The following is a 22,148-nucleotide window of genomic DNA, read 5'->3' as shown; positions in this document are numbered from 1 at the left end:
TATTTAGGCTACCGGAACTAATTACTTCGCCAAATCCTCAGAGCGATCGCTTTCAATATAAGTTAACAGTAGAAGATAACGGCAAGCAGCATACAGTGACTGTCAGTGAAGCAGCATTGCCAGGAACCTTAAGACCCCTGATTGAATGGTTGCAAACAATGGCACAAAAAAGGTAATTTGCTGAAAAACTTCAATTAAGGCTGACTTAACAATTCAAAATTCAAAAATAAATTCTAAATGCAGTGTGGTGTGATGAATGAATAAATCAATCAAACGAGCTTTTTTAGACACCGAAGATGGACAAATTCTTTACCGTATTGGTGGCGAAGGAGAGCCTCTTTTACTACTACACATGAACCCACGTAGTAGTGATGAATACCGCGAATTAATGCCAATTCTGGCACAAAATTACTGCGTGATAGCAATGGATTTTATGGGTTTTGGAGATTCTGATAAACCGCCAAAGTTGTATTCAGTGGCTGACTACGCAAAAACTGTCATTGCTTTGTTGGATGAGTTAGGTATTGAAAAAACAAACATTCTGGGAAACCACACGGGAGCTTTTGTTTCTGGAGAAGTAGCAGCAGCTTACCCAGAACGTATTAATAAATTAATTTTATGTAATGTAGCTGGCTTTGGTGAAGCTGGAAAAGTCGATTTAATGAGGAGATTTGATGAAGGTTTCGTCATTAAAGAAGATGGTTCGCACTTGATGGAAAGATGGTTGGCTCGTGCAAGATATGTAGGTTCTGCTGAGTTAAATCATCGATGGGTTTTAGATGATTTAAAATGCTTTGGCTATCCATTGTATGCAGTTTGGGCTGTGGGAAATTACTGCATTGAAGCTGCCGAAAGATTTAGTTTAATTAAATGTCCAGCTCTCATTCTTTGGGGAATTGATGATGTGGAAGAATTTGAGCGATTGGGTTTAGCACTAGCACAAGATAGATATTTTCTCTCTCAAGCTCTTCCTCATAGTAAAGTTGTCGAGTTTTCAAACGGAACTATTTGCATGATGAACCAAATACCAGAAAAAGTTGCAAAAACAGTATTTGAATTTTTGGATAGTGCGAATCTTTAAAGACAGTAATATCTTAGTATTTTTTGGTGGAACATTTATTTTAGTTTCTGGATTGTCACCCACTATGAATCTTCTATTTAGACAAAACAGCTGTACACTTAATCTCAACTATCAATCCTGGTGTAGATAAACCAGTAACGCCGATACCAGTCCAGGTAGGATAGTTATTAGTAAAATAGCGGTCTTTTACTTGCATAAACAATTGTAAAAACGGAATGATATGCAGTGATTTATCAAAAGCAGTTGCTTCAGTTTGGAATTCCCCTAAGCCAGTACCAGTGACATGGTAAGTAATCATTTTTACCACATCATCAAAGGTAGCTCCTCCTGCATCCAGAACCTTTTTGACGTTTTCAAAACCCTGAACAAACTGGGCTTCTAAGCCTTTAACAATTTGTAAATTTTCATCTCTGCCTACCTGCCCAGAGATGTACAAAGTATTACCAACTTTAACACCAGGGCAATAATGAAATTTTTCATATAAAATTTCCATTCCCTTGGGAACAATCACTTGGCGAGTGGACATCACGAATTTCCTTATAATGTTTGTTTGAATAATAACGAGTATACAGTTTAGCAAATAAACACTAGTTTAGATCAATTTAAAATGTCACTTTAGCAGAGAAATGAGAAAGTAATTGCTTTGAAATTATTTTTAGTTTATGCATTCTTATTTCTCTATATTTTAGAATTTAAATAACGTCCTCTAGGCGCACCTATTACCTGTCCTTGATGGTAAATTATGTTCCCCCGCAAAAACGTACTTTTCACTCGTCCCGTTAACTCTACACCTTCAAATGGTGTATAACCTTGTTGTGACTCCGACTCAGCAGCACGTACCACAAAGGTTTCATTGGGGTCTAACAGCACCAAGTCAGCATCATAACCAATAGCAATATCACCTTTTTCTAACAACCCAAAGCGCCGCGATGGGTTCCAAGATAGCAATTTAGCCATCTGGCTGTAAGACATTCCCCGCTTGCTACCTTCACTAAATACACCAGAAAGTAAATATTCTGTACCGCCAAAACCAGACTTTGCTAACCAAATATTATTCGGGTCTTTAACATTTCTTTTTTGTTCAGCAGAACAGCAAGCGTGGTCGCTAACTATCCAATCTACTTGATTGTTTAATACTGCTTGCCACAAGTATTCCACATCAGCGCGAGGACGGATAGGAGGGTTAACTTTTGCCCAAATACCATTAGGAGTATCCACATCTAATAGCAAATGTCCAACAGTAACTTCTCGCCGAAAATTGATATGGGGAAAAGCAGTTTGCATTGTCAAAGCTGCTTCCATTGCTTTACGCGAACTCAGGTGCAACAAATTTATATTTACACAGTTAGTTTCATTAGCCAAATAAGAAGCAATACAAATTGCTAAACCTTCAGAATGAGGCGGACGCGTTGCACTGTAAGCGTGTAATCCGCTCAGACTAGAATCATTTTCAACTATTTTGGTATAAGCGTTGAGAATTTCTGCAACTTCACAGTGCAAACTCAAGCTGATAGTATCTCGTGCTTCTGGATGTTTTTCCATCAAGCGAGTTAGACCGCGCATAATAAATTCAAAATGGGCAAAGTCGTATCTTTCCTCTTTGTTAATCATCAAAAAGAGGTTTTGCTGGTCTGACAAACCATGCAACCCATAGCCGCCATAAAACATGAAGATTTTAAACGAAGATATACCGTGTTCTTCAAATAAAAAAGGTATTTCGTCGATATGTTGGCTTGCTATAGGTGCAATGTGATAGGCGTAATCTACAAAAAAATTACCTGCGGATAAGGCCAAAACCTCTGGAAAAAAATCGCGGTAGGAGCCGCCTTTGTTAAGATAATACTGCCCTGTACGGATGTAATTTAGGCTGGTAGTCACGCCTCCCATTGCGGCTGCTTTGCTTTCAGTCACAGCATCTTTGTCGAGGGGTTGATAGATACCGACGTGCATGTGGGCATCCACGACTCCAGGAAAGCCTAGCAGGTTTTTGCCATCAAATACTTCTTTGCTTGTGTCTGGGCTAATATTAGAGGCAATCTGAGCAAATTTTCCATCCTTAATGCCTAAGTCAAGTAGTTCGATTACATCCTGATGGGGACGAACTACCCACACATTTTTGATAATTTGATCTAATACGGGAGTTTCAGACACAGTAGACCTCACACTAAAATGAGTTTAGTCAGGAATTCCAACATCGAATCTGGACGAAGACCAAATCCCATTATTATATAACGGTTTTTTATGAAATCATCTTCAGGAGAAAAGACAATGGAAACTTTTAATGAGTATCATATAGACCCAAAAAAATTTACTTTTCTCAAAACTTTTGAAGATAACTGGCAAGTGATTAGAGAGGAATTTAAACGCTTTATTAACCAGGCATCTGATGAAGAGAGAAAGTTAACTTACGATATTCTAGGGCCTAAAAGTAAAACGATTAAAACCAAGGGTGATGCCAAATACAGCGCTTTTGGTATTTTATTTCAAGGTCTTTTTATTGAACAATATATTCAAGCTTATCAAATACAATATCCTGATTATGGGCCAGATGAGGCATCAAAAAAAGCACTTTTGTTAAGAGAAAAGTATTTTCCAAATTTAGCTAATTTGATAAAAAATGTGAACTTCATTGATGATGATATCATCAGAAACCTCTATTATGGTACATTCCATCCAGGCTTGGATATTAAGCTGCATGTAAACTATAACCCTCATACAAATCGTGGATATTTAGGATTAATAGTGCCAGAAGGAGATGTGGCTATGAAAATATGCCACGATCAACTTTATTGGCATGAAGGAAAATTCTTGGTTTTAGATCATAGCTATCCACACTGTCCACATAATTACACCAATTATGATAGAACTGTTTTGGTTGTAGACTTTTTTAAACCGGATAAGCCTAGAGATGAAGCGATCCGATTTGAGAAAGAGCAAGTCACGCAACGGATGCAAGATAATCCTTACAGTTTAGGTGTTTTTGGTAAAAGCGATAAAGCTAAAGAAGAAGATTTTATCAAGTATGGTTTAGCTCATCAGTTAGAGTGGGATAAAGCTTTATAAGCATAGTGTAATGCACCTTAGATTATTGATAGTGCGTTAGCCGAAAGCATAACGCACCCTAAATTTAAATTTCTCAACATAGCTTTAAATATTTGTCCCAAATTCCTTATATCAATGAATATAAAAACCTATAGAAAGTTAATAGCAAATAAACTAAATCAAGATTTTAAATCTGCCATTGAAATTGTCGAAATTCCTATTCCCAAACCTGCCCCTAGTGAACTTTTAATTCAAAATAAATTTTCTGGCGTTAACGGTGGCTTTGACACTTTACTTTGTCGTGGTGACGTTCCATATATTAACTTACTTCCTCCCTTTGATTTGGGTGTGGAAGCTGTGGGGAAAGTTACCGCTATAGGTGAAAATGTCAAAGATTTTCAAATTGGTGATGCTATCATAACTATGGCACGTGGCGGTGGTTATCGAGAATATCAGGTTATCGATGCAAACTTAGCGGTGAAGGTGCGTGAAGCAACACCAGAGTTGCTAACACTAATGCCTACGGGTGTATCAGCTTTGGTGGCACTGGAACAAGTGGGGGAGATGAAAAGTAATGAAGTGGTTTTAGTGACAACAGCAGCAGGTGGAACCGGTCATATTGCGGTGCAGTTAGCAAAATTAGCTGGTAATCATGTCATTGGTACTTGCAGTTCTGAGGCGAAAGCAAAGTTACTAAGAGAATTAGGGTGCGATCGCATTATCAACTATCGCACAGAAAATCTCAATCACGTCCTCAAGCAAGAATACCCCAATGGGATTAATTTAATTTTTGACTGTGTAGGTAAAACCGTATTTGATACCTGCGTTGAAAACTTGGCAGTGCGCGGACGCTTAATTGTAGTTGGTTTCATCTCCGAATACGCAAAAGATGTAGAAGAAATTACACAACCACGCCTTTATCACCAGCTATTTTGGAAAGCTGCTTCTGTGAGAGGCTTTCTCATGCCTCATTATAAAGAATATATGGCAGAGGCACGCGATCGCCTCTTAAACCTCTTCTACACAAACAAACTTAAAGTTGCTGTTGACCCAACACAGTTTCAAGGCATAGAATCAATACCCGACGCTGTAAAATATCTCCTCAGTGGTCAGAATTGTGGCAAAGTGGTAGTGAGATTTTAAGCAACACGGTATTAGTTTATATCCAGGCGAGGATAAAAATGACACAAGATTCAGAAAATACTTTAAAAGTTGCTCGACAGGCATTTGATAATCTTACACACGGTATGGCAACTGGAGAGTGGGAAGCTTTATTAGATATGCTCACAGAGGATTTTACTCTTTGGTTTCCAATGGCAAAATTCCACGGTTTAAACGTGGGAAAAGAGCGAGCTAGAGAATTTTTCGAGTACGTTTCTGAATCCTTTAGTCCTGGGTTGAAGCTGACTGGTCTAGACCGTGTTACCAGTAATGAAACGACTGCTGTCTTTGAGTTTCGGGACGACGGTCTTTTATTCGGACAGCCTTACAAAAATCGGGTAGCAGTTTCTTTTGATGTACGTGGAGACAAAATTTGTGGCTATAGAGAATACTTTGGTAGTGATGGTAAATCGTATTAAATAATTCGTAATTCGTAATTATGAATTATGAATTATGAATTATTTAATTTAGTTTTGTTAGTTACTCTCAGGGTTGAGTTCGTTGATTTCTCTGCACTTAGCCTCTGCGGCTTGATATGCTGCCAGATAGTCTTGACCACCCAACATTACATCACCGTAATATTCATAAGGTGGGTCGCCATAAATTGGCAACGGATCATCTTCTGGATAATCTTCTTTTGATTCTTCAAGGATGGCTTTCAGTTTTTTAACAGTCAGACTATGTGCTGCAAAATACCAGATTTCTTGGGGATTTTTGTTCAGGTAAGGTAATGTGGGATCGATAATGCGGACATTGGAGGCGTCGTCTAGCTCAATCCAACTGTGTTCAATCGGTCTGTATGGCTTCCCAGCAAAAGCTAAAAATCCCTGAATATACCTTGCTCCCTCAGTGGATAATGCTGCTTTATAAGCATTATCAAATGGAGTGCTAGCTTTGCTGTTTATCTGTTCAGCAATTTTGATTGACAGCGTTTCATCCAATAGTTTGTTCATCAATAGCAAGGATTAGAGCAGCCATGAAAACATCTTACCACTGCTACTTACCATTTTACTTGGGTATTGGGTATTGGTTATTCACTAATGACTAATGACTAATGACTGATGACAAACTTTACTTTGTGCTAATCACCATCTGTAAATTTATTAACAAGTCGCTTGAGGTGTAGGGCTTGGATAAAAGGGTTTTGACACTATTACCAAGGTTTTTAATCATTTCATGATTGAATGCTAATCCACTAACACCAATAATTTTGATGTCTGGATTAATTTTTTTCAATACATTGATCGTTGTTGGCCCATCCATAGATGGCATCATCATATCAACCAACACTACACTAATTTCTTGTTGATGTTTTGTATATAGTGCGATCGCATCAATCCCATCACTAGCCACTAAAACTTTATAGGCATTTTGTTCTAACCAGGTTTGAGTAACCTCTCGAATTGAAGCTTCGTCATCAACAACAAGAATTAATTCTCCATGCCCTGCTGGTAATTTCTGATCTCTAGCTAATTTACCATCTACTTCGATTGTCTGCGTTACGGGTAAGCAAACTTGAAACTCTGTACCTTTGCCTACTTCACTAACTACATTCACAAAACCACTGTGGCTTTTGATAATGCCAAGGACTGTTGAAAGACCAAGCCCTGTACCTTTACCCACTTCTTTTGTTGTGAAAAATGGCTCAAAAATTCTATCTACTATTTCTCTTTTAATTCCTGTGCCTGTATCACGCACAGTAATCATTACATAAGAACCCACCTTAGCATCAATATTCATCCGGGCATAGTGGCTATCAACCCAAAAATTCTTGGCAGAAATCTTTAAGATACCGCCATGAGGCATAGCATCACGAGCATTAATGCAGAGGTTCATCAGCACTTGGTGTAACTGAGTCGCATCGCCAAAGACATTCCACAGGTTTTTCTGGGGAACATCAATGTGGATTTCAATAGCTCTGGAAAATGTTTGCTTAACAATATTTTCAATTTCTAAAATTGAATTACGTACCTGTAAAGTTTTAAAGTTACCTACAGATCCGCGTGAAAACCACAGCACTTGTTTAACTAAATCTGCTGCGCGTTTAATATTTGTTTCCATAATTGTTAGCCATTTCTGACTGTTTTCATCCGGCAGCTTTGGCTCTAAAAGTTGTACTGTCATCATCATGGGTGTCAGTGCATTATTGAGGTCGTGGGCGATGCCACTTGCTAGAGTGCCAAGACTCTCCATCCGCTGGGCCCGGAGAAACTGCGCTTCGAGTTGCTTTTTCTCTGTAATGTCGGAGTTGACAATCAGAATGGATTTGGCTTGCCCCTGATGATTGTTTACCAGTGTCCAGCGACTAGCAACGATGATTTCTTTACCTTGTTTTGTGACTTGATGTAACTCACCTTGCCACGAACCACTCTCAGCTAAAGTTTCCTGGATGTTTTTCAGTTGGTAAAAACTTGGCTTTCGATAAAAAAGCTGATTGGCATTCTTGTCTACTACTTCTTCTGCCATCCAACCGTAGAGATGTTCAGCCCCTTTATTCCAAAATTGAATTTGGTTAATCAAATTTTGAACGATAATTGCGTCTGTGGTGATGTTAAGCAAAGCAGCTTGCTCACGGATTTTCTGTTCTGCATCTTTGTGTTGGCGCAGCGCAGCTTGCTGTTCGGTAATATCAATTAGAAAGCCTGCCATCCGAGCAACTTTGCCTGTAGAGTCTAAAAAGATATACCCGTTATCCTCAACTGTGATGTAAGTGCCATCTTTACGACATACACGAAATTCAAGGTGGAATCGCTCTTTTGTGGATAAAACGCGGTTAATCTCTTTGTTAAAGAAGTTTCGATCATCAGGATGAACCAATTCTAGCCAGCGGTTCAAACCTCCAAACATCTCAGGCATAGAGTAACCTAATATTCGCTCTACATTGCCATCATATTTAATCTCATTGGTATGTAAGTGCCAGCCGTAGAGAATCTGACCACTTGCTTGAATTAGTGCTTGATAGCGATTGTTCCACTCATCTAATGCATCTGAATGACATCGTAGTTTTTCTTCTATCCGTAGGCGCTCCAAGATTTCGGTCTCTAAACGTTGATTTTGCTCTGTGAGTTTTTTTGTGAGGTTTCGTAAACGTAAATGGGTATTTACCCTAGCTAAAACCTCTTGATATTCTAGAGGTTTGGTAATGTAATCTACTGCGCCAAGATTCAAGCCTTTGACTTTATCTACCTTGTCACTCATGGCAGTTATAAAGATTATGGGAATATCTTGAGTGGCTGGATTTTTTTTCAAAAGTCTACAAGTCTCAAAACCGTCGATTACTGGCATTAATATATCTAGTAAAATCAGATCAGGCGAAGCATAAGCTGCCATTTTAACGGCACTTTGACCATCTTCAGCTACTAAAACTTGAAAACTGTAATACTCTAAAAAATCAAATAATACTTGTAAATTAACAGGAGTATCATCGACTATTAGAATAACAGGCTTTTCATTTTTATTAAAAATCATGCTTGCCTCTTATTAATTTTTTTTTTAAATTATCGAATTTGTTTGCCTTTAAAATAAAATCCTTGACAACTTGATGAACATCTGTGGCAGATGGTACTTTATCACCTACTTGTTGGAATGGCAAAAAAACTTTGCTATTTCGACTATCTCTTGGTTGATTTAACACATCATATTTTCTGCCAATTTTTTTAGATATTGACAAATTTTGGACTTGAAATTAAAAAGATTTAATTAAAAGTAAACTATGCCCACAAAATGCCTATATCTCAAATACGGTTGGATTAAGAAAAGCGCAACTCAACAAAGCCCCGGAAATGTTGCTTTATCCTGCGGGAAGACCCTTTTGTACGAGAGGCTTGCGACACGCTATGCGAACGCCAACGCGTCTACGTTCCTCAGAGACCATCACACTTTTATCCTCTTTCCAAAAACAAATGAATATAGTTAAGGGCGCACAGCTAGCTGCACGCCCCTACTACGTTTATCTATAAAATCATGGGGTTGTGGAGGGATCGAGTTTTAGCCGAGCTGTTTTAGGACGACATGGGCTTCCCCAACAAACCTGCCCAGAAGGCATATTAGTAAAAACACTACTACGAGCGCCAATCACAGCATTAGCTCCGATTTGCACTCCTGGCCCAACAAAACAATCTGCTGCTACCCATGCACCATTTTCAATGGTGATACTCGCTGTTTTCAACCCAAAAGCAGGATCTTGGAGATCGTGAGTACCAGTACACAGGTAACTTTTTTGGGAAATTACGCAATGTTCACCGATATGGATTTGATCGAGGCTATATAAAACTACGTTATCTCCAATCCAACTGTAGTTACCAATGGTGACTTTCCAGGGGTAGGTGAATCGGGCTGTGGGTCGAATTAATACACCTTTGCCGATACGAGCGCCAAATAATCGTAGCAAAGCACAACGCAGAATATTTAACGGTTGAGGAGTGAGGGGAAAGGCGATCGCTTGTACAAACCACCATAATAAAACATACCAACCTGGACGCCCCCGGTCAAACCAAGATTGGTCATATTTGCGTAAATCTACGAAAGGTTGGTCATTAGTCATTTAATTTTAGATTTTAGATTTTAGATTTTAGATTTTAAATTTTTCCTTTAATCCAAAATTCAAAATTCAAAATCTAAAATTGGTATATTTAAGAGTCAATAGTCAATAGCTTTGCTTCTGCTTCTCTGCTGCCCTGCCCCTCTGCTCCTTCATCCGGGATAGTTGCAGTATTTAAGTGACCACCGCAGTTGCGTAATTCGTAAAGTTTAACGCCAATCTGATATTCATATTGACTCAGCAATCGCCCATATATATATCCTGCTTTGCCATCTAAAAAACCGCGTTGAATTATATAAAACAAAATAAACCGCAACATCGGTTTAAATGGTAGGCGTACCCAAACTTTTTTCAGAAATCGTTTGCGTTGCACGGCATCCCCAAATAGATTAGCGCCGATAGTACCGCTATCATCTTTACCTGCAAGAATATTAAAATAAACACTGGCTTCCCAGTTTGAATAGCGGTTATGGCGTTCTAACCAGTGGTAAAGGTCGCGGAAGTCCTCGTGAAGCATATCATTTTTGAGATACCCAACTTTCCCTTGCAAAATAACGTGTTCGTGAACTTCATTATCACCAGTATTAGGAATATCTTCTGTATTTAGATTTTCGTAGCGACCTTTTTTATGTTGAAATAAACGTAGATTCCAATCAGGATATTTACCACCATAACGAATCCATTTTCCTAAGAAAAATACGCGACGGTTGAGATAATAACCTGTATATTCATCATTTTGAATTGCTTGGTCAATTTCTTCCCAAAGTTCCGGGGTGATGCGCTCATCACAATCTACAATTAGCACCCATTCATTACGAAAAGGTAGATTATCTAAAGACCAGTTTTTCTTTTTGGGCCAGCGTCCATTGAAATTGAATTGCACGACATTTACACCGTGACTTTTAGCAATTTCAATGCTGTTGTCGGTACTTTGAGAATCTACTACAAATATTTCATCTGCTCTGCTGAGGCTAGCAAGGCAAGCAGGCAAGTTAGCTTGTTCGTTTTTTGCCGGAATTAGTACTGAAACTGGTATTTTAGATGACATATTGAGTAGAAATTATGTTACTGGTTATTTCTTATTTGATGTAGATAAAAGACCCTGAATAGCAGCATTTAAGTAACCAATCTGACCGTAAGCATACACCAGTTTGTCAAATCGTTCTGCTGGATCTGAGAAATATTGTAATGCTTTATACAAGCCTCGCACAAACCGTTCGCTACCTCTCTGCAATTGAGCGATCCCAGCTTTACCAGCGAGTTGTTCTCGATAGCATTCACTGATACCCTGCCACCAGCCTCGGTTTAAAAACCAAGAGCGTTGGAGGCGCTCTGGGGCTACATTGTGAGCGACGAGTGCTTCGGGAAGATAAGCAACTTGCCAACCACGCTGTAGGGCGAATTCGGTCATTTGCAGTTCTTCGTTAGATAATAAATTTTTCCCCACTCTACCGAGATGAGGATCGAAACCGCCAATTTCTTCTAGGAAACTGCGGCGGATAGAGTAATTTAAGCCTCTGGGTGTTGAGCCAGGTTGCTCAATGTAGATGTTACTGTCACCTAAGTCGTATGCACCCAGATTTGCAGCTAGTCCCGGAGATAGCCACCGTGGTTGTTGAATTCCTGGAGGCCACAGGAGAGTGACTTTGCCACCTGCGATCGCTAGCTTAGAATTATTGTAATAGGCAGAATATAAAACTTGTAGCCAGCCCTGACTGGCAACGGCATCGTCATCTAGATAAGCAAGAATATCACCACTGGCTACCTTTGCACCCGTGTTACGGGCGACAGATAAACCAATGGTGGGTTCAAAAACATACTTCAGGCGCGGATTGTGGGTTCTTTGTTCTACAACTTCACGAGTGCGATCGCTAGAGCCGTTATCAACTACCACAATTTCAAAGTCAGCAGCAAAATCCTGCTCTAAAAGACTATCAATTGCAGCCCCTAAATAGGTATCTCGATTGTGAGTACAGATAATGGCAGAGATTTGGATGTCTGGCATAGATTGAATTTTGGATTTGAGATTTGGGACTTTCCTTCGGAACGCTACACGTAGCTTGCTTCCCCGGAGGGGTACGGCTACGCTCAGTCGAACGATTTTAGATTAAAATCTAAATCCAACGCATAACTGCTGAGAGTTAATCTAAACCAAAAGTTACCGACCTACCAACCGAGTTTCTTCGGAAATAATCTTTAAAACTTTACGTTTGTTGAATATGACTGTGTAAAACTACAAGAGTTTGCGCCAGTTGACTAAGGCGGGTTTCCAAAGATTGCTTGCGCCCTAACAGTTGACGTAACTTTTGGTAACGAGCGATCGCCATACTAACATTGGGCACCTGATCCGGTGGACATGGACGTGACCAAACTTTACCAGTATCGTCTACACCACAGAGGCGATAGCCAGTAATAGATGATTGATAAGATACTTTTCCACCAGTAGCACAAATCTCTTCTACGTAGTTCATCAGGCGGTCAACTTCTGCATGACGCAGTGTCGCAGTTCCTCCTGGTTCTGGTTCGGTGGGATTGGATTCTAACCAGCCATTGACAATTGGCCCTTCTAAGTAAATATCCTGAATTTGTTTCAAAATATTTTGCAATTCTGTTTGCCAACCGGCCACAGTTTCCTGAATTTCTTGCAAGAGATTCATCGCTAATGCTGGATTAGCACCGTGGCGATGGCTACTAAAGGTCGGAGTTTTCAACTTGGGTAGGCTGGGTGTTTTGTTACCATTCTCTTCTGCTTGAAAGGTCTGCACAGATTCATGGTGAGGAAAGAAATTTTGGTCAGCAGGATAATCACTCTCGGTATTTACACTCAATTCAATTGTATGTCCTTGTGACTTTACTTCCCCATCCTCAGAGGATGAAATTTGTGTACTTTCTGTAGGTTCGTTAGCTCCGACGCTGATTCTAAAAGAGAAAGGCCGTTTTGTTGTCGAATCAGTTGTTTCGGCAGTAGAGGCAGTGCCGCGATTGCCTAAATCGTGTAGAGTTGCTTCAATGCGTTTTAAGCCTGCGTTCATAAAGACATCCTAAAGTTTGCTGTCCCCAGTAGTATTGAATAATTAAGAATGGGGTAGTTGGGATTTTTGGCTTTTGCCAGTTGTAGCATCTAATGATGTTGGTGCTAATTTTATCCCTTAAAAGTTATTTGAAACAAAAAATCTCACCAATGAAGTAAAAAATGTGGTGATAAATTGTAACCGTGGGTATGTGGAGGACGCAGGAGGCAGGATGATTAGAAGTTGGAATTTATCTGTTGCTCTCAACCCCATCTAATTCCAAGCCACGAAATCGTAGATTTTGGTGGAGGACTATAAACCGCAAGCTCACTTGCGAGAATAACCGGAGGAGGCGACGGCAATATTCCTTCTGCCTCCTGCCTCCTGCCTCTCAAGTTAAAATACTCAGTAAAAAACTTTGGGTAAAATCATCTTAGTAACAGGGCCAGCACGATCTGGTAAAAGTGAATGGGCAGAAACTTTAGCCATACAGTCAGGAAAAGCAGTTGTTTATGTAGCAACAGCCACCGATAACCCAGATGACCAAGAGTGGCATCAACGTATTTTAGAACACCAACAACGTCGTCCCCAAGACTGGGTAACTTTATCTGTACCTGTGGAACTGTCTGCTACCCTTGCTGATACCAAACCCTATACCTGTCTTTTAGTTGATTCTTTAGGAACTTGGGTTGCTAATCTTCTAGAACAGGACGAATCTAGCTGGGAAAATACCCTTGCAGAGTTTTTGGAGACGGTGGAACTGGTTGCTGCTGATATGCTGTTCGTAGCAGAAGAGGTGGGTTGGGGTGTGATACCAGCTTATCCCCTTGGGAGGGCGTTCCGCGATCGCCTGGGTTCTTTAGTACGCCAGCTAGCAACACTTAGCGAAACTGTTTATTTAGTGACTGGTGGTCATGTCCTCAATCTCAGCATCCTTGGTTCGCCATTGCCAAATAAAGGAGATGCTGGAATATTCAGAAGTCAAGATTCTTAACTCTTGATTCAAATTAATCCAAAATCCAAAATCTAAAATCTAAAATTGTATTATGGCAACCAAACAAGAAGTTAGAGGATACCTTGCCTACTGGTTTCAGTTGGGTAAGAAAGTAATTACGGGCAACGGTGAGGCAAGCTTTTTGCCCCAATCGGTGCTAGATGGCGATCGCTATAGTGAAGAATTTGAAGAGTGCTGGCAAAAAATTACCTCGCCTGAATCGGGTGATTGTTACCTGGAGGGTACACATGAAACCATTACTGAATTGTTGACACCAGCATGGGATATGATGCCTTGTGGCCGTTGCAGTATGCCAGTAGCCAAGCGAAACGTCGGAATGCCGGCGTTGTTATGTCCCTGCAATGATTTACCTAACTGGCCGAATACTGAATTGCCAGCACCGCGAGAGCCAATTAAAACTCAAGACCAACTCCAAACAATTCGCGATCGGCTTGTAAAGAATATTACATAAACAAACAACCAATTTGGAAATCTGAGAACTTTTTTCTAATTATTTGATTATTTTAATTTCTCCTGTAGTGCCCTTGAGTCTTACTACAGAGTTTTTATATGCCTGTAATAGCTAGTGGAAAATAACTATTGGTTCTTAACTATGCCCAATCCCCAAAATCCTAAATATTTTACTCATTAACCGTGCCACTATAGAAAATAGAGCTGCAAATTGAGCAATAGGAAGACTAAAGAACACTGTGCAGATAACATTCTTAGGGACGAGTTCCGGTGTACCCACGCGATCGCGCAATGTTTCCAGTGTCGCCCTGAGATTACCCCAAAGGGCAGAACTGTGGTTATTCGACTGTGGCGAAGGTACTCAGCATCAAATTATGCGGAGTGAACTGAAAATCAGTCAACTCTCCCGAATTTTTATCACCCACATGCACGGCGACCATATCTTTGGCTTGATGGGACTTCTTGCTACTTGCGGCTTGGCTGGCAATGTAGAACGAATTGATATCTATGGCCCACCTGGATTAAATGATTACATTCAATCCGCCTCACGTTATTCCTACACCCACTTTTCTTACCCAATCAAAGTTCACGCCGTCCGTCCAGGGGTAATTTATGAAGACGATGACTTCACCGTTAGTTGCGGTAATTTGCATCATCGCATCACAGCTTTCGGCTACCGCGTAGCCGAAAAAGACCGAGCCGGACGCTTTGATGTGGAAAAAGCCAAGGCGTTGCAAATTCCTCCTGGTCGGGTTTACGGTCAACTCAAGCGCGGTGAAACAGTTACCCTTGCAGACGGACGAGTGATTGATGGCACCCAATTGTGCGGTCCTACAGAAATTGGTCGAAAGATTGCCTATTGTACAGACACAATTTATTGTGATGGTGCAGTGGAATTAGCTCATGATGTCGATGTATTAATTCACGAAGCAACCTTTGCCCATCAAGATGCAGATATGGCTTTCCAGCGGTTGCATTCCACAACCACAATGGCAGCACAAACAGCCTTAGCCGCTGGGGCGCATCGACTGATTATGAGTCATTTCAGTCCCCGCTATGCTCCCGGAAATACTTTAGAGTTGAAGGATCTCCTCAAAGAAGCTCGTGCTATTTTTCCCCGTACTGATATGGCTTACGATTTTATGATTCATGAAGTACCCAGACGGCGGGAAGTAGAGTTAACCAAGGTAAGCGTTTAAATTTTGGATTTTAGATTTTAGATTTCCTATTGAACGCTTCTAATCTAAAATCTAAAATTAACCAGGCTCTATCTTAGATTTTAATAGCCCCATCATAATATCAAGCAAATAAACAGTAACTTCGTTTTCCTAGTAAGTCAACTATTTAACCAACAATTTACGGTTAACTAGATGTATCAAGAATATACAAATAGTATGGTTTAAATATTTTTCTCAATGTATTTTTTATATTACAAGTTATCAAAACAACTTTAATATATAGCAGTGTTGTGAATCGGATAATTTTATACTCAAATACTTAGGAAAAATAATTAATTTTTCGTCAAGATTTTTCTTCTTTCAATAAAATATTTATTAAAAATTTATCCTTCCAACACTGATTAAGAATTTATATGCATGAATTGATGAACATGAAAGCGCCAGTTTGCATAATATTATGCCAAATTAGCTTGTCATTGTTGGAAGAAGAATTAAGTATGCGATCGCAGCTATTAGGTGTAAAAAAAATCATTTCATATTTATCATAAATCTTCCAAATAAATATAGTGTTTCGATATTAGAGGAGTTTAATAGTGGCTAAGACTAGTCTGAATCAAGAGCAACAGGTTACTACTTCAGCACAAGGCGCAGTTGACATCAGACAACTATCTACTATTTTGCTTCGCCGACGCTTTCTGATTTTTGGGGTTTCCTGTGTAGTTATGTCAGCGGCTAGCCTCTTGGCTGTCATGGCCAAACCTACTTACCAGAGCAATATGCAGATATTGGTGAATTCCAATTTATCTGAAGGGGCACAGTCAAATATTCAGGTTACTGATTCAAATTCTCAAGTTGTTGATTCCACAACTCAGATGAAACTCATGCTGAGTTCTAAGTTACTTCAGAAAGCTGTAGATTTACTTCATTCTGATTATCCTGATATTACCTTACAAGACATCAATGGTCAAAAAGAACATAACAGAAAAGCACCTTTAGAAGTAACTCCAGAAGCAGGAGGCATAGGAGCAAATAAAGTTTTTAATCAGGCATTTAAAGTTTCTTTTAATGATGACGATCCAATAAAAGCCCAAAGAGTGCTTCAAGCTCTACAAAAAGTCTATCAAAACTACAACAAACAGCAGCAAAAAGAACGTCTAAATCAGGGATTAGCTTTTGTAAACACTCGCCTACCTGAGATAAAAAAAGAGGTAAGTAAAGCTGAGAAAAACTTAGAGCAGTTTCGCAAAAAACATAAATTACTCGATCCTGAAGTCCAAAGTAAAATTCTGCTAGAATCTCTAGCCGATATTCAACAACAACTACAAACCACTCGTGCCAACCTTCAAGATGTAAACGCTCGCTACGATAATCTAGAGCAACTAATAGCGTCTTCATCTCAACAGAATACACTACTTTCTTCTCGTTTAAATCAGTCAAGCCGCTATCAAGCATTATTAAGTGAAATTCAAAAGACTGAACTAGCATTGGCTAAGGAGCGGCTCCGCTATACAGATGATTACCCATCGGTACAAAAATTAAAGCAGCAACGCCAAAGTCAGCTATCTCTCTTACGAGAAGAGGTAAAAAATATTAGTAATAGTAGTAAGGAAAAACCCCTATTCAAAGGACAAATGCTAGGGGTTGATCCAACGCTAGTAGATGAATTTGTTTTGGTAAAAACAAGTGTTTTAGGACTAACTGCCAATGAAAAAAATCTAGTCGAGTCAGAACAGCAACTACGCTCTGAGCTAAACAAATACCCAAGTTTAATAGCAGAGTATAATCGTCTGCTGTCAAAGGTAGAAACTAGCCGCAAAAACCTTGAACAACTACTCCAGGTACAACAGTCATTAGGAGTGAAAATTGCTCAGGAAGGATATAACTGGCAAGTTTTGGCAGAACCTTCTCCCGGTACTTATATTGGTAACAACAGATTATTACTTTTGGTTGGAGGAGCGATAATTGGGCCGATTTTAGGTATCTTAGCAGCCCTGATTTGGGAAAAGTTTAATGACGCTATTTATTCTGCCGGAGATTTAAAGAAACTGACGAATATACGTGTACTGGGATCAGTACCAAAACTACCGTCACGTGGTGTCAAAAAGCGGCGGCTGGGGCTGCCTTGGAACGGACAAGTAAGCTCAAATTCTTCTGTAATAGAAGCCAGTAATAAATTGCCCGTCCATGAAACTTTAGACATGATCTACCAGAATATTCAAATATTAAAATATCCCTTAACGTTCAAGTCGCTGATGTTTACTTCAGCACTACCAGGGGAAGGAAAGACAACCTTAGTATTAGGGCTTGTAGCTAGCGCCGCCCGGATGCATCGACGGGTATTAGTAATTGATGCTAATCTACATAATCCTAGCCTGCACAAAATATTGGAACTATCCAATGATTGGGGACTATCTCTATTATTAGTTGATGAGACGACTACTCATTTTCAAAATTACATCCAGCCAATTCACCCCTCCATTGATATTTTGACTGCTGGCCCAGAACCAGAAGACACAGTAAAGTTGCTCAGTTCTCAACGGATGAAAGAACTAATAGAGGTCTTTGAGCAAAATTATGACCTAGTACTAATAGATGCTCCATCTATTTTAGGTACGGTTGATGCCAGGATTGTGGCATCTTTTTGCAGTGGTATTGTAATGGTAGAGCGCATGGGGAAAGTGACTAGAACTGAACTGACTCAAGCAACAGAAATTTTGAGTAAGTTGAATTTAATTGGAATTATCGCTAATGAAGTGAGCAATTCTCAAAAGGTATTGGCATCGTAAATCGAAGAAGAAAAGTTTCTTTCGCACAGCAGTCAGATTTGACCAATTGACTTTCCCCAATTTCTGATTTCTACCTTATAGTTAAAGCAAAATGCATAATTAGTAGGAGGTGGCAACCTCCCGCGTTGGAGAACTGTCTCATCTTAAAGTAGTAGACGCCATAATCCAGAGCGTCAATTAGATACTAGTGTGATTAGATGATCAGCATGAAATTCCAACTTTACTTAGGCTCTTTATTTTCTCAGATTAAAGTACGTTATTGGTGGGTAAGTATCTTTTTGTGGATTGCTTTGGCTGCCCCAGCCCAAGCGTCTGTAATCCTACGCGTGGCAATTGAGAGGGGCGTTAATCAGGTAAAAGTGGGTAGTTCCACCACTGGCATCGTTAAGGATAGTACTGGCCGGACTCTTGGACAGTTGCCAGCAATGAGCGCATATTATGCCCAAGCCGTTCCTGGCGGAGTTGCTTTAGATAAGTGGCAGTCTGGTTTATTTTGGATTGAGCCAACTGGCAAAGGATTTGTTTATATTGGCGATCGCTGGTATCGAGGCAGAACTCTGGTTGTTCCCACAGAAAAAGGCTTAACTGCTGTTAATTGGGTTGATGACCAAGAATATCTCTACAGCGTTCTCGGTGGCGAAATGGATGCTAGCTGGCCCCAAGAAGCTTTAAAAGCCCAAGCGATCGCAGCCCGTACTTATGCCCTCTACGAACGAGAAAAACAACGGAATAATCCCGTTTACGATTTAGGCAATACCCCCGATCGCTGGCAAATTTACAAAGGTGTCATCAGTGAATCTCCTGCGACTTACGCCGCAGTGGATTCTACTCTAGGGCAGGTACTAACTTACAAAAACCGGATTATTCTCTCAGTCTTCCACGCTTGTTCTGGGGGACACACTGAAAACGTAGAAGATGTTTGGGGAAGTAGCGAACCTTATCTACGTGCTGTTCAAGACTACGATCAAAATATCCGCGAGTGTAATTGGGTGAAAACCTTCTCGCCCAGTGAAATTAGCGCTAAATTTCCAGAGGTGGGCAGTGTGACGGCGATGATTCCAGAGACATACTCACCTTTCCGCAGTGTTAAAGTTTTAAAAATTGTCGGCAACAAAGGCACGAAGGTGCTACAGGGCGAGGAAGTGCGAACAGCCCTCAAGTTAAAAAGTACCAAATTTAGCGTCACCAAGGGCGCTGATGGTAGTTTTGTACTGCAAGGGCTTGGCTATGGTCATGCTTTAGGCATGAGTCAGTGGGGGGCGTACAATCTGGCTCGGCAAGGAGTGAACCACCTGCAAATTTTGGGACATTATTATCAAGGTGTAGCTCTAACACCAATTCAGGCGAAGTAATCAGGGATTGGGCATTGGGGACTGGTGCGATTCGTTGAGTAGCGAATTCCGGTATCCAGTCCGGGCATAACTACTCCAATCAAATCTAGAAATAGAAATGATTGAACTTTCAAAGATATACAGGTGAAAACCGCTCTACGACGGTGAAACTTCTATTGCTCTCAAGAAGCAAAGCCATAAATGTGCTTCCTGTGGTCTGAAATTCATTGATGAAGAAAAGGTACATTTGCACCACATCGACGGAAATCACGCCAACTGGAAAAAGAAAAATCTTGAAGCAATTCACGAGAGTTGCCACGATTACAAGCACATGAGCAAAAGCGCAAGCTAAGAACATCGGGAGCCGTGTACACGGAAACGGGTACGCACGGATCTAACTGAGAGGTGCGGGGAATAATATCCCCCATCGACTCAACCATTATTAATTCTTCTCTCCCTGCCCCTCTGCTCCCCTTCCCCTCTGCTCCCTATTCCCCACTCCCACGTTCTAAGCGCCGCTGCCATTCAGCGTCAATTTTTGCAGAACGCTCAACTTCCTGGTCGAGTAAATCAGTTTCGCTAGAATACACTAAATCTTCGTTGCCAATGACTTTTTCTGTTGCAAATTGTTGGGCATAGTTGATTTTTTGTTGCAAAAGTGCATCAGGATTTGCCAATAGCCTTGCTCTGGAAAGGCGAGCGCAACCGCGATCGCCTATTTTGCGATTACGCCACCGAATCCAGAAATAACGCAATAACGGTATACCTAAAAAACCTGCTCCGTAAGCCAATAGCAGCCAATAAATTCCTTGTACAAAAGCTACCAGTCCACCTAACTGGACAGCAACAGTTCCATCTCTCAATAAACTTCCCAGTACTAAAGCACCAACAAAATTTAGTATCCCTAACCCAGCACTCAGCATAATTTGCCCGGAACTTGCGGCACTAAAACGCCAGGGAAATTCCTCCAAGTGATCTGATATTGCATAACGGCGCTTTTTAACTGCACTCACTTGCAATTCTGGGAAGTAATAAACAATTTGACCTTCTGGACTTACCCCTGGTTGCCCATTAAATCGCGTCAGAACGGGCAGCATATAATCTTCGTACTCTCTTGTGTATCCTTCGCCAATGTCATCCAAATATGGGGCAATTTGTTCTGCTACCACTGCACCACGGTTACTCCGAATCACCGTAGCAATCTCTTGCCAGCGACGTTCTTCTAAGTTGGCGTTAGGATTACCATCGCCAAATAAAAACGAAAACACAGCTTCAAAGAAATTCAGATTACTTTCTTCTTGCCTTTCACGTCGCCGTTCCTGGTAGTGGGTGTCATAATTTGGGCTAAGATACCAAAATAAATTTGGAAAATAGAAGAAGCCCCCACCGCCGGAATTACTGCCCCGATTGTCGCCGTCACGGTCTGAATTGATAGAGGTAATGATAACGAAGATGGTAATAGTTATCAGGGCGATGGAAACAGTTAAGAAAATTCCAAAAGAAATACGAATCAGGTAAAACAGAACACTCCAGACCTTTTTCCACCATTCCTGCAATCGTAGTCGGAAGTATTTATTACGCAAAATTGCTCGAAAATTTTGTGGAAAAAGGAAAACTATATCACCTGAATCCGCTACCTGTAAATGTCCGCCAGCATCAGATGCCAGGGCTAACAAGCTTTGATTAGCTTCAGCGACGTTCAATCCTGCCTGAGTTGCCACATCACCAACGGTGACACGGTAGCCCAGTTGTTCCACAGCTTGCATGATGGTGGGACTAGGAGCCATTGCTCTCCCCTCCTATTGAAAATTATTCCTTTTCTTAAGTATAAAGTTTTATTTTGAGCGACTTAGCAGGGGTAGAGGTAAGAATTCAAAATTCAAAGTGTTGACGTTCGGTCTTACACTCTTTAATTGACTAGACAATCAACAAATGATCGGACACGCAAAATGATATAATTACTTGCCTCAGATTGGTTAAATCAGCAAATTTTCTGCTCAAATATGGTTCAATACACTCTCGCTCAAAGCCCAGAAATTATCCTTACTGTTTCTGGAAAAGATTCAGCCAAAGCCCGTGATAAAGCAATGGATCAGTTAATGGAACTGATGGATGCAGGTAAGTTACCCACAGAACTGGAAGAAGGATTTGGCCCTCAACAATTAATTGAGGTAAAAGAGTCAACTATTGATACTGCTAGTGGTGAGGATAGTATTACCCAAGCTGTCCAGATTCTGAGTAACTTGGCTACGCTCAAGCTGAAAGTTCAGGAATCACGAGCTGAAGCGTTGGAAATTCGCAAAGCTGTTGATGTGCTGTTTACTGATGACTCGGTGACAGAAGAGGAAATTACTCGACTCAAGGAAGGTTTTAAAGTTCTCAAAAATTTTGCCCAAGCTAATGTGCGTTACCAAGAAGCGCGAGCTAAAGCAGAACTAGCTCGGAAGACTCTAGATCAAGCTCTCAAATCTCCTGACAAGAACCTATCCCACTAATACCGAAATATGGTAATCTACTTCTCGTATGAGAGGGGTGTATCTGTGTATGGCTGGG

The 22,148-nt window shown here is 40.5% G+C and carries 21 protein-coding genes and 1 pseudogene; 12 read left to right on the top strand and 10 right to left on the bottom strand.

Annotated features, from left to right (window positions below; genetic code table 11):
• The coding region (locus HWQ43_RS33830; protein WP_366932856.1) for a protealysin inhibitor emfourin at nucleotides 1-176 on the top strand (176 nt) is incomplete at its 5' end.
• A gap of 80 nt (nucleotides 177-256) precedes the next feature.
• Nucleotides 257-1,081, top strand: a complete 825-nt coding sequence (locus HWQ43_RS18400; RefSeq protein WP_292736699.1) for an alpha/beta hydrolase — start codon at nucleotides 257-259, stop codon at nucleotides 1,079-1,081.
• 73 nt (nucleotides 1,082-1,154) lie between these two features.
• Here the strand turns inward: HWQ43_RS18400 and HWQ43_RS18395 are convergent, their stop codons facing one another.
• Both HWQ43_RS18395 and HWQ43_RS18390 read right to left on the bottom strand, forming a co-directional pair.
• Nucleotides 1,155-1,607 carry a RidA family protein gene (locus tag HWQ43_RS18395; RefSeq protein WP_292736697.1) on the bottom strand — a complete coding sequence of 151 codons (453 nt, stop codon included), beginning with the start codon at nucleotides 1,605-1,607 and terminating at the stop codon, nucleotides 1,155-1,157.
• Between the two features lie 152 nt (nucleotides 1,608-1,759).
• Nucleotides 1,760-3,232: an amidohydrolase family protein gene (locus tag HWQ43_RS18390; protein ID WP_292736695.1), complete on the bottom strand. Its 1,473-nt coding sequence runs from the start codon at nucleotides 3,230-3,232 to the stop codon at nucleotides 1,760-1,762.
• A 117-nt stretch (nucleotides 3,233-3,349) separates the two neighbouring features.
• Between HWQ43_RS18390 and HWQ43_RS18385 the strand changes: the two genes are divergently transcribed.
• The 3 genes from HWQ43_RS18385 to HWQ43_RS18375 all read left to right on the top strand — a co-directional run bounded on the left by HWQ43_RS18385 (nucleotide 3,350) and on the right by HWQ43_RS18375 (nucleotide 5,703).
• Nucleotides 3,350-4,144 carry an aspartyl/asparaginyl beta-hydroxylase domain-containing protein gene (locus tag HWQ43_RS18385; protein ID WP_292736701.1) on the top strand — a complete coding sequence of 265 codons (795 nt, stop codon included), beginning with the start codon at nucleotides 3,350-3,352 and terminating at the stop codon, nucleotides 4,142-4,144.
• Between the two features lie 114 nt (nucleotides 4,145-4,258).
• Nucleotides 4,259-5,266 (top strand): zinc-binding dehydrogenase, encoded by a 1,008-nt coding sequence (locus HWQ43_RS18380; protein ID WP_292736693.1) that lies wholly within the window; start codon nucleotides 4,259-4,261, stop codon nucleotides 5,264-5,266.
• 38 nt (nucleotides 5,267-5,304) lie between these two features.
• Nucleotides 5,305-5,703 (top strand): nuclear transport factor 2 family protein, encoded by a 399-nt coding sequence (locus HWQ43_RS18375; RefSeq protein ID WP_292736691.1) that lies wholly within the window; start codon nucleotides 5,305-5,307, stop codon nucleotides 5,701-5,703.
• A 57-nt stretch (nucleotides 5,704-5,760) separates the two neighbouring features.
• Here the strand turns inward: HWQ43_RS18375 and HWQ43_RS18370 are convergent, their stop codons facing one another.
• The 7 genes from HWQ43_RS18370 to HWQ43_RS18340 all read right to left on the bottom strand — a co-directional run bounded on the left by HWQ43_RS18370 (nucleotide 5,761) and on the right by HWQ43_RS18340 (nucleotide 12,856).
• Nucleotides 5,761-6,237: a hypothetical protein gene (locus HWQ43_RS18370; RefSeq protein WP_292736689.1), complete on the bottom strand. Its 477-nt coding sequence runs from the start codon at nucleotides 6,235-6,237 to the stop codon at nucleotides 5,761-5,763.
• Between the two features lie 118 nt (nucleotides 6,238-6,355).
• Nucleotides 6,356-8,752, bottom strand: a complete 2,397-nt coding sequence (locus HWQ43_RS18365) for a response regulator (protein ID WP_292736687.1) — start codon at nucleotides 8,750-8,752, stop codon at nucleotides 6,356-6,358.
• The gene (locus HWQ43_RS18360) at nucleotides 8,742-8,954 is read right to left on the bottom strand and encodes a hypothetical protein (RefSeq protein WP_292736685.1); all 213 of its coding nucleotides are present in this window, start codon (nucleotides 8,952-8,954) and stop codon (nucleotides 8,742-8,744) included. The genes HWQ43_RS18365 and HWQ43_RS18360 overlap by 11 nt, the downstream gene beginning before the upstream one ends.
• 291 nt (nucleotides 8,955-9,245) lie before the next feature.
• Nucleotides 9,246-9,827 (bottom strand): hormogonium polysaccharide biosynthesis acetyltransferase HpsU, encoded by a 582-nt coding sequence (gene hpsU / locus HWQ43_RS18355; protein WP_292736683.1) that lies wholly within the window; start codon nucleotides 9,825-9,827, stop codon nucleotides 9,246-9,248.
• 88 nt (nucleotides 9,828-9,915) lie between these two features.
• Nucleotides 9,916-10,872, bottom strand: a complete 957-nt coding sequence (locus HWQ43_RS18350) for a glycosyltransferase family 2 protein (RefSeq protein WP_292736681.1) — start codon at nucleotides 10,870-10,872, stop codon at nucleotides 9,916-9,918.
• Nucleotides 10,873-10,896: 24 nt separating this feature from the next.
• The gene (locus HWQ43_RS18345; RefSeq protein ID WP_292736680.1) at nucleotides 10,897-11,829 is read right to left on the bottom strand and encodes a glycosyltransferase family 2 protein; all 933 of its coding nucleotides are present in this window, start codon (nucleotides 11,827-11,829) and stop codon (nucleotides 10,897-10,899) included.
• 199 nt (nucleotides 11,830-12,028) lie between these two features.
• Entirely contained in the window at nucleotides 12,029-12,856 is an 828-nt protein-coding gene (locus tag HWQ43_RS18340; RefSeq protein ID WP_292736678.1) for a hypothetical protein, read from the bottom strand.
• Between the two features lie 397 nt (nucleotides 12,857-13,253).
• Here HWQ43_RS18340 and cobU point away from each other — a divergent pair, with 397 nt between their 5' ends.
• From cobU to HWQ43_RS18310, 6 genes and pseudogenes are all read left to right on the top strand, one after another.
• Nucleotides 13,254-13,829, top strand: coding sequence for a bifunctional adenosylcobinamide kinase/adenosylcobinamide-phosphate guanylyltransferase (cobU, locus tag HWQ43_RS18335; protein WP_292736676.1), 576 nt, complete (start codon nucleotides 13,254-13,256; stop codon nucleotides 13,827-13,829).
• A 52-nt stretch (nucleotides 13,830-13,881) separates the two neighbouring features.
• Nucleotides 13,882-14,301, top strand: coding sequence for a hypothetical protein (locus HWQ43_RS18330; RefSeq protein ID WP_292736674.1), 420 nt, complete (start codon nucleotides 13,882-13,884; stop codon nucleotides 14,299-14,301).
• Nucleotides 14,302-14,539: 238 nt separating this feature from the next.
• On the top strand, nucleotides 14,540-15,499 hold the full coding sequence (locus tag HWQ43_RS18325) for a ribonuclease Z (RefSeq protein WP_292736672.1): 960 nt from the start codon (nucleotides 14,540-14,542) through the stop codon (nucleotides 15,497-15,499).
• A 572-nt stretch (nucleotides 15,500-16,071) separates the two neighbouring features.
• Entirely contained in the window at nucleotides 16,072-18,264 is a 2,193-nt protein-coding gene (locus HWQ43_RS18320; RefSeq protein ID WP_292736670.1) for a polysaccharide biosynthesis tyrosine autokinase, read from the top strand.
• A 206-nt stretch (nucleotides 18,265-18,470) separates the two neighbouring features.
• Complete coding sequence (locus tag HWQ43_RS18315; RefSeq protein WP_292736668.1) at nucleotides 18,471-19,616, top strand: SpoIID/LytB domain-containing protein; 1,146 nt, start codon at nucleotides 18,471-18,473, stop codon at nucleotides 19,614-19,616.
• Between the two features lie 133 nt (nucleotides 19,617-19,749).
• Nucleotides 19,750-19,947 (top strand): annotated as a pseudogene (locus HWQ43_RS18310) (HNH endonuclease); the annotation flags it as partial.
• A 136-nt stretch (nucleotides 19,948-20,083) separates the two neighbouring features.
• On the opposite strand, the gene HWQ43_RS18305 reads toward HWQ43_RS18310, so the two are convergent.
• A complete protein-coding gene (locus tag HWQ43_RS18305; protein ID WP_292736666.1) occupies nucleotides 20,084-21,382 on the bottom strand; it encodes a hypothetical protein in 1,299 nt (432 codons plus the stop codon).
• A gap of 216 nt (nucleotides 21,383-21,598) precedes the next feature.
• Here HWQ43_RS18305 and HWQ43_RS18300 point away from each other — a divergent pair, with 216 nt between their 5' ends.
• A complete protein-coding gene (locus tag HWQ43_RS18300; RefSeq protein WP_292736665.1) occupies nucleotides 21,599-22,090 on the top strand; it encodes a hypothetical protein in 492 nt (163 codons plus the stop codon).
• Nucleotides 22,091-22,148: the final 58 nt, after the last annotated feature.

This window comes from Nostoc sp. JL31, assembly GCF_017114965.1.
GTDB classification, from domain to species: domain Bacteria; phylum Cyanobacteriota; class Cyanobacteriia; order Cyanobacteriales; family Nostocaceae; genus Nostoc; species Nostoc punctiforme_A.
This window is presented reverse-complemented; position numbering and strand designations above follow the sequence as displayed.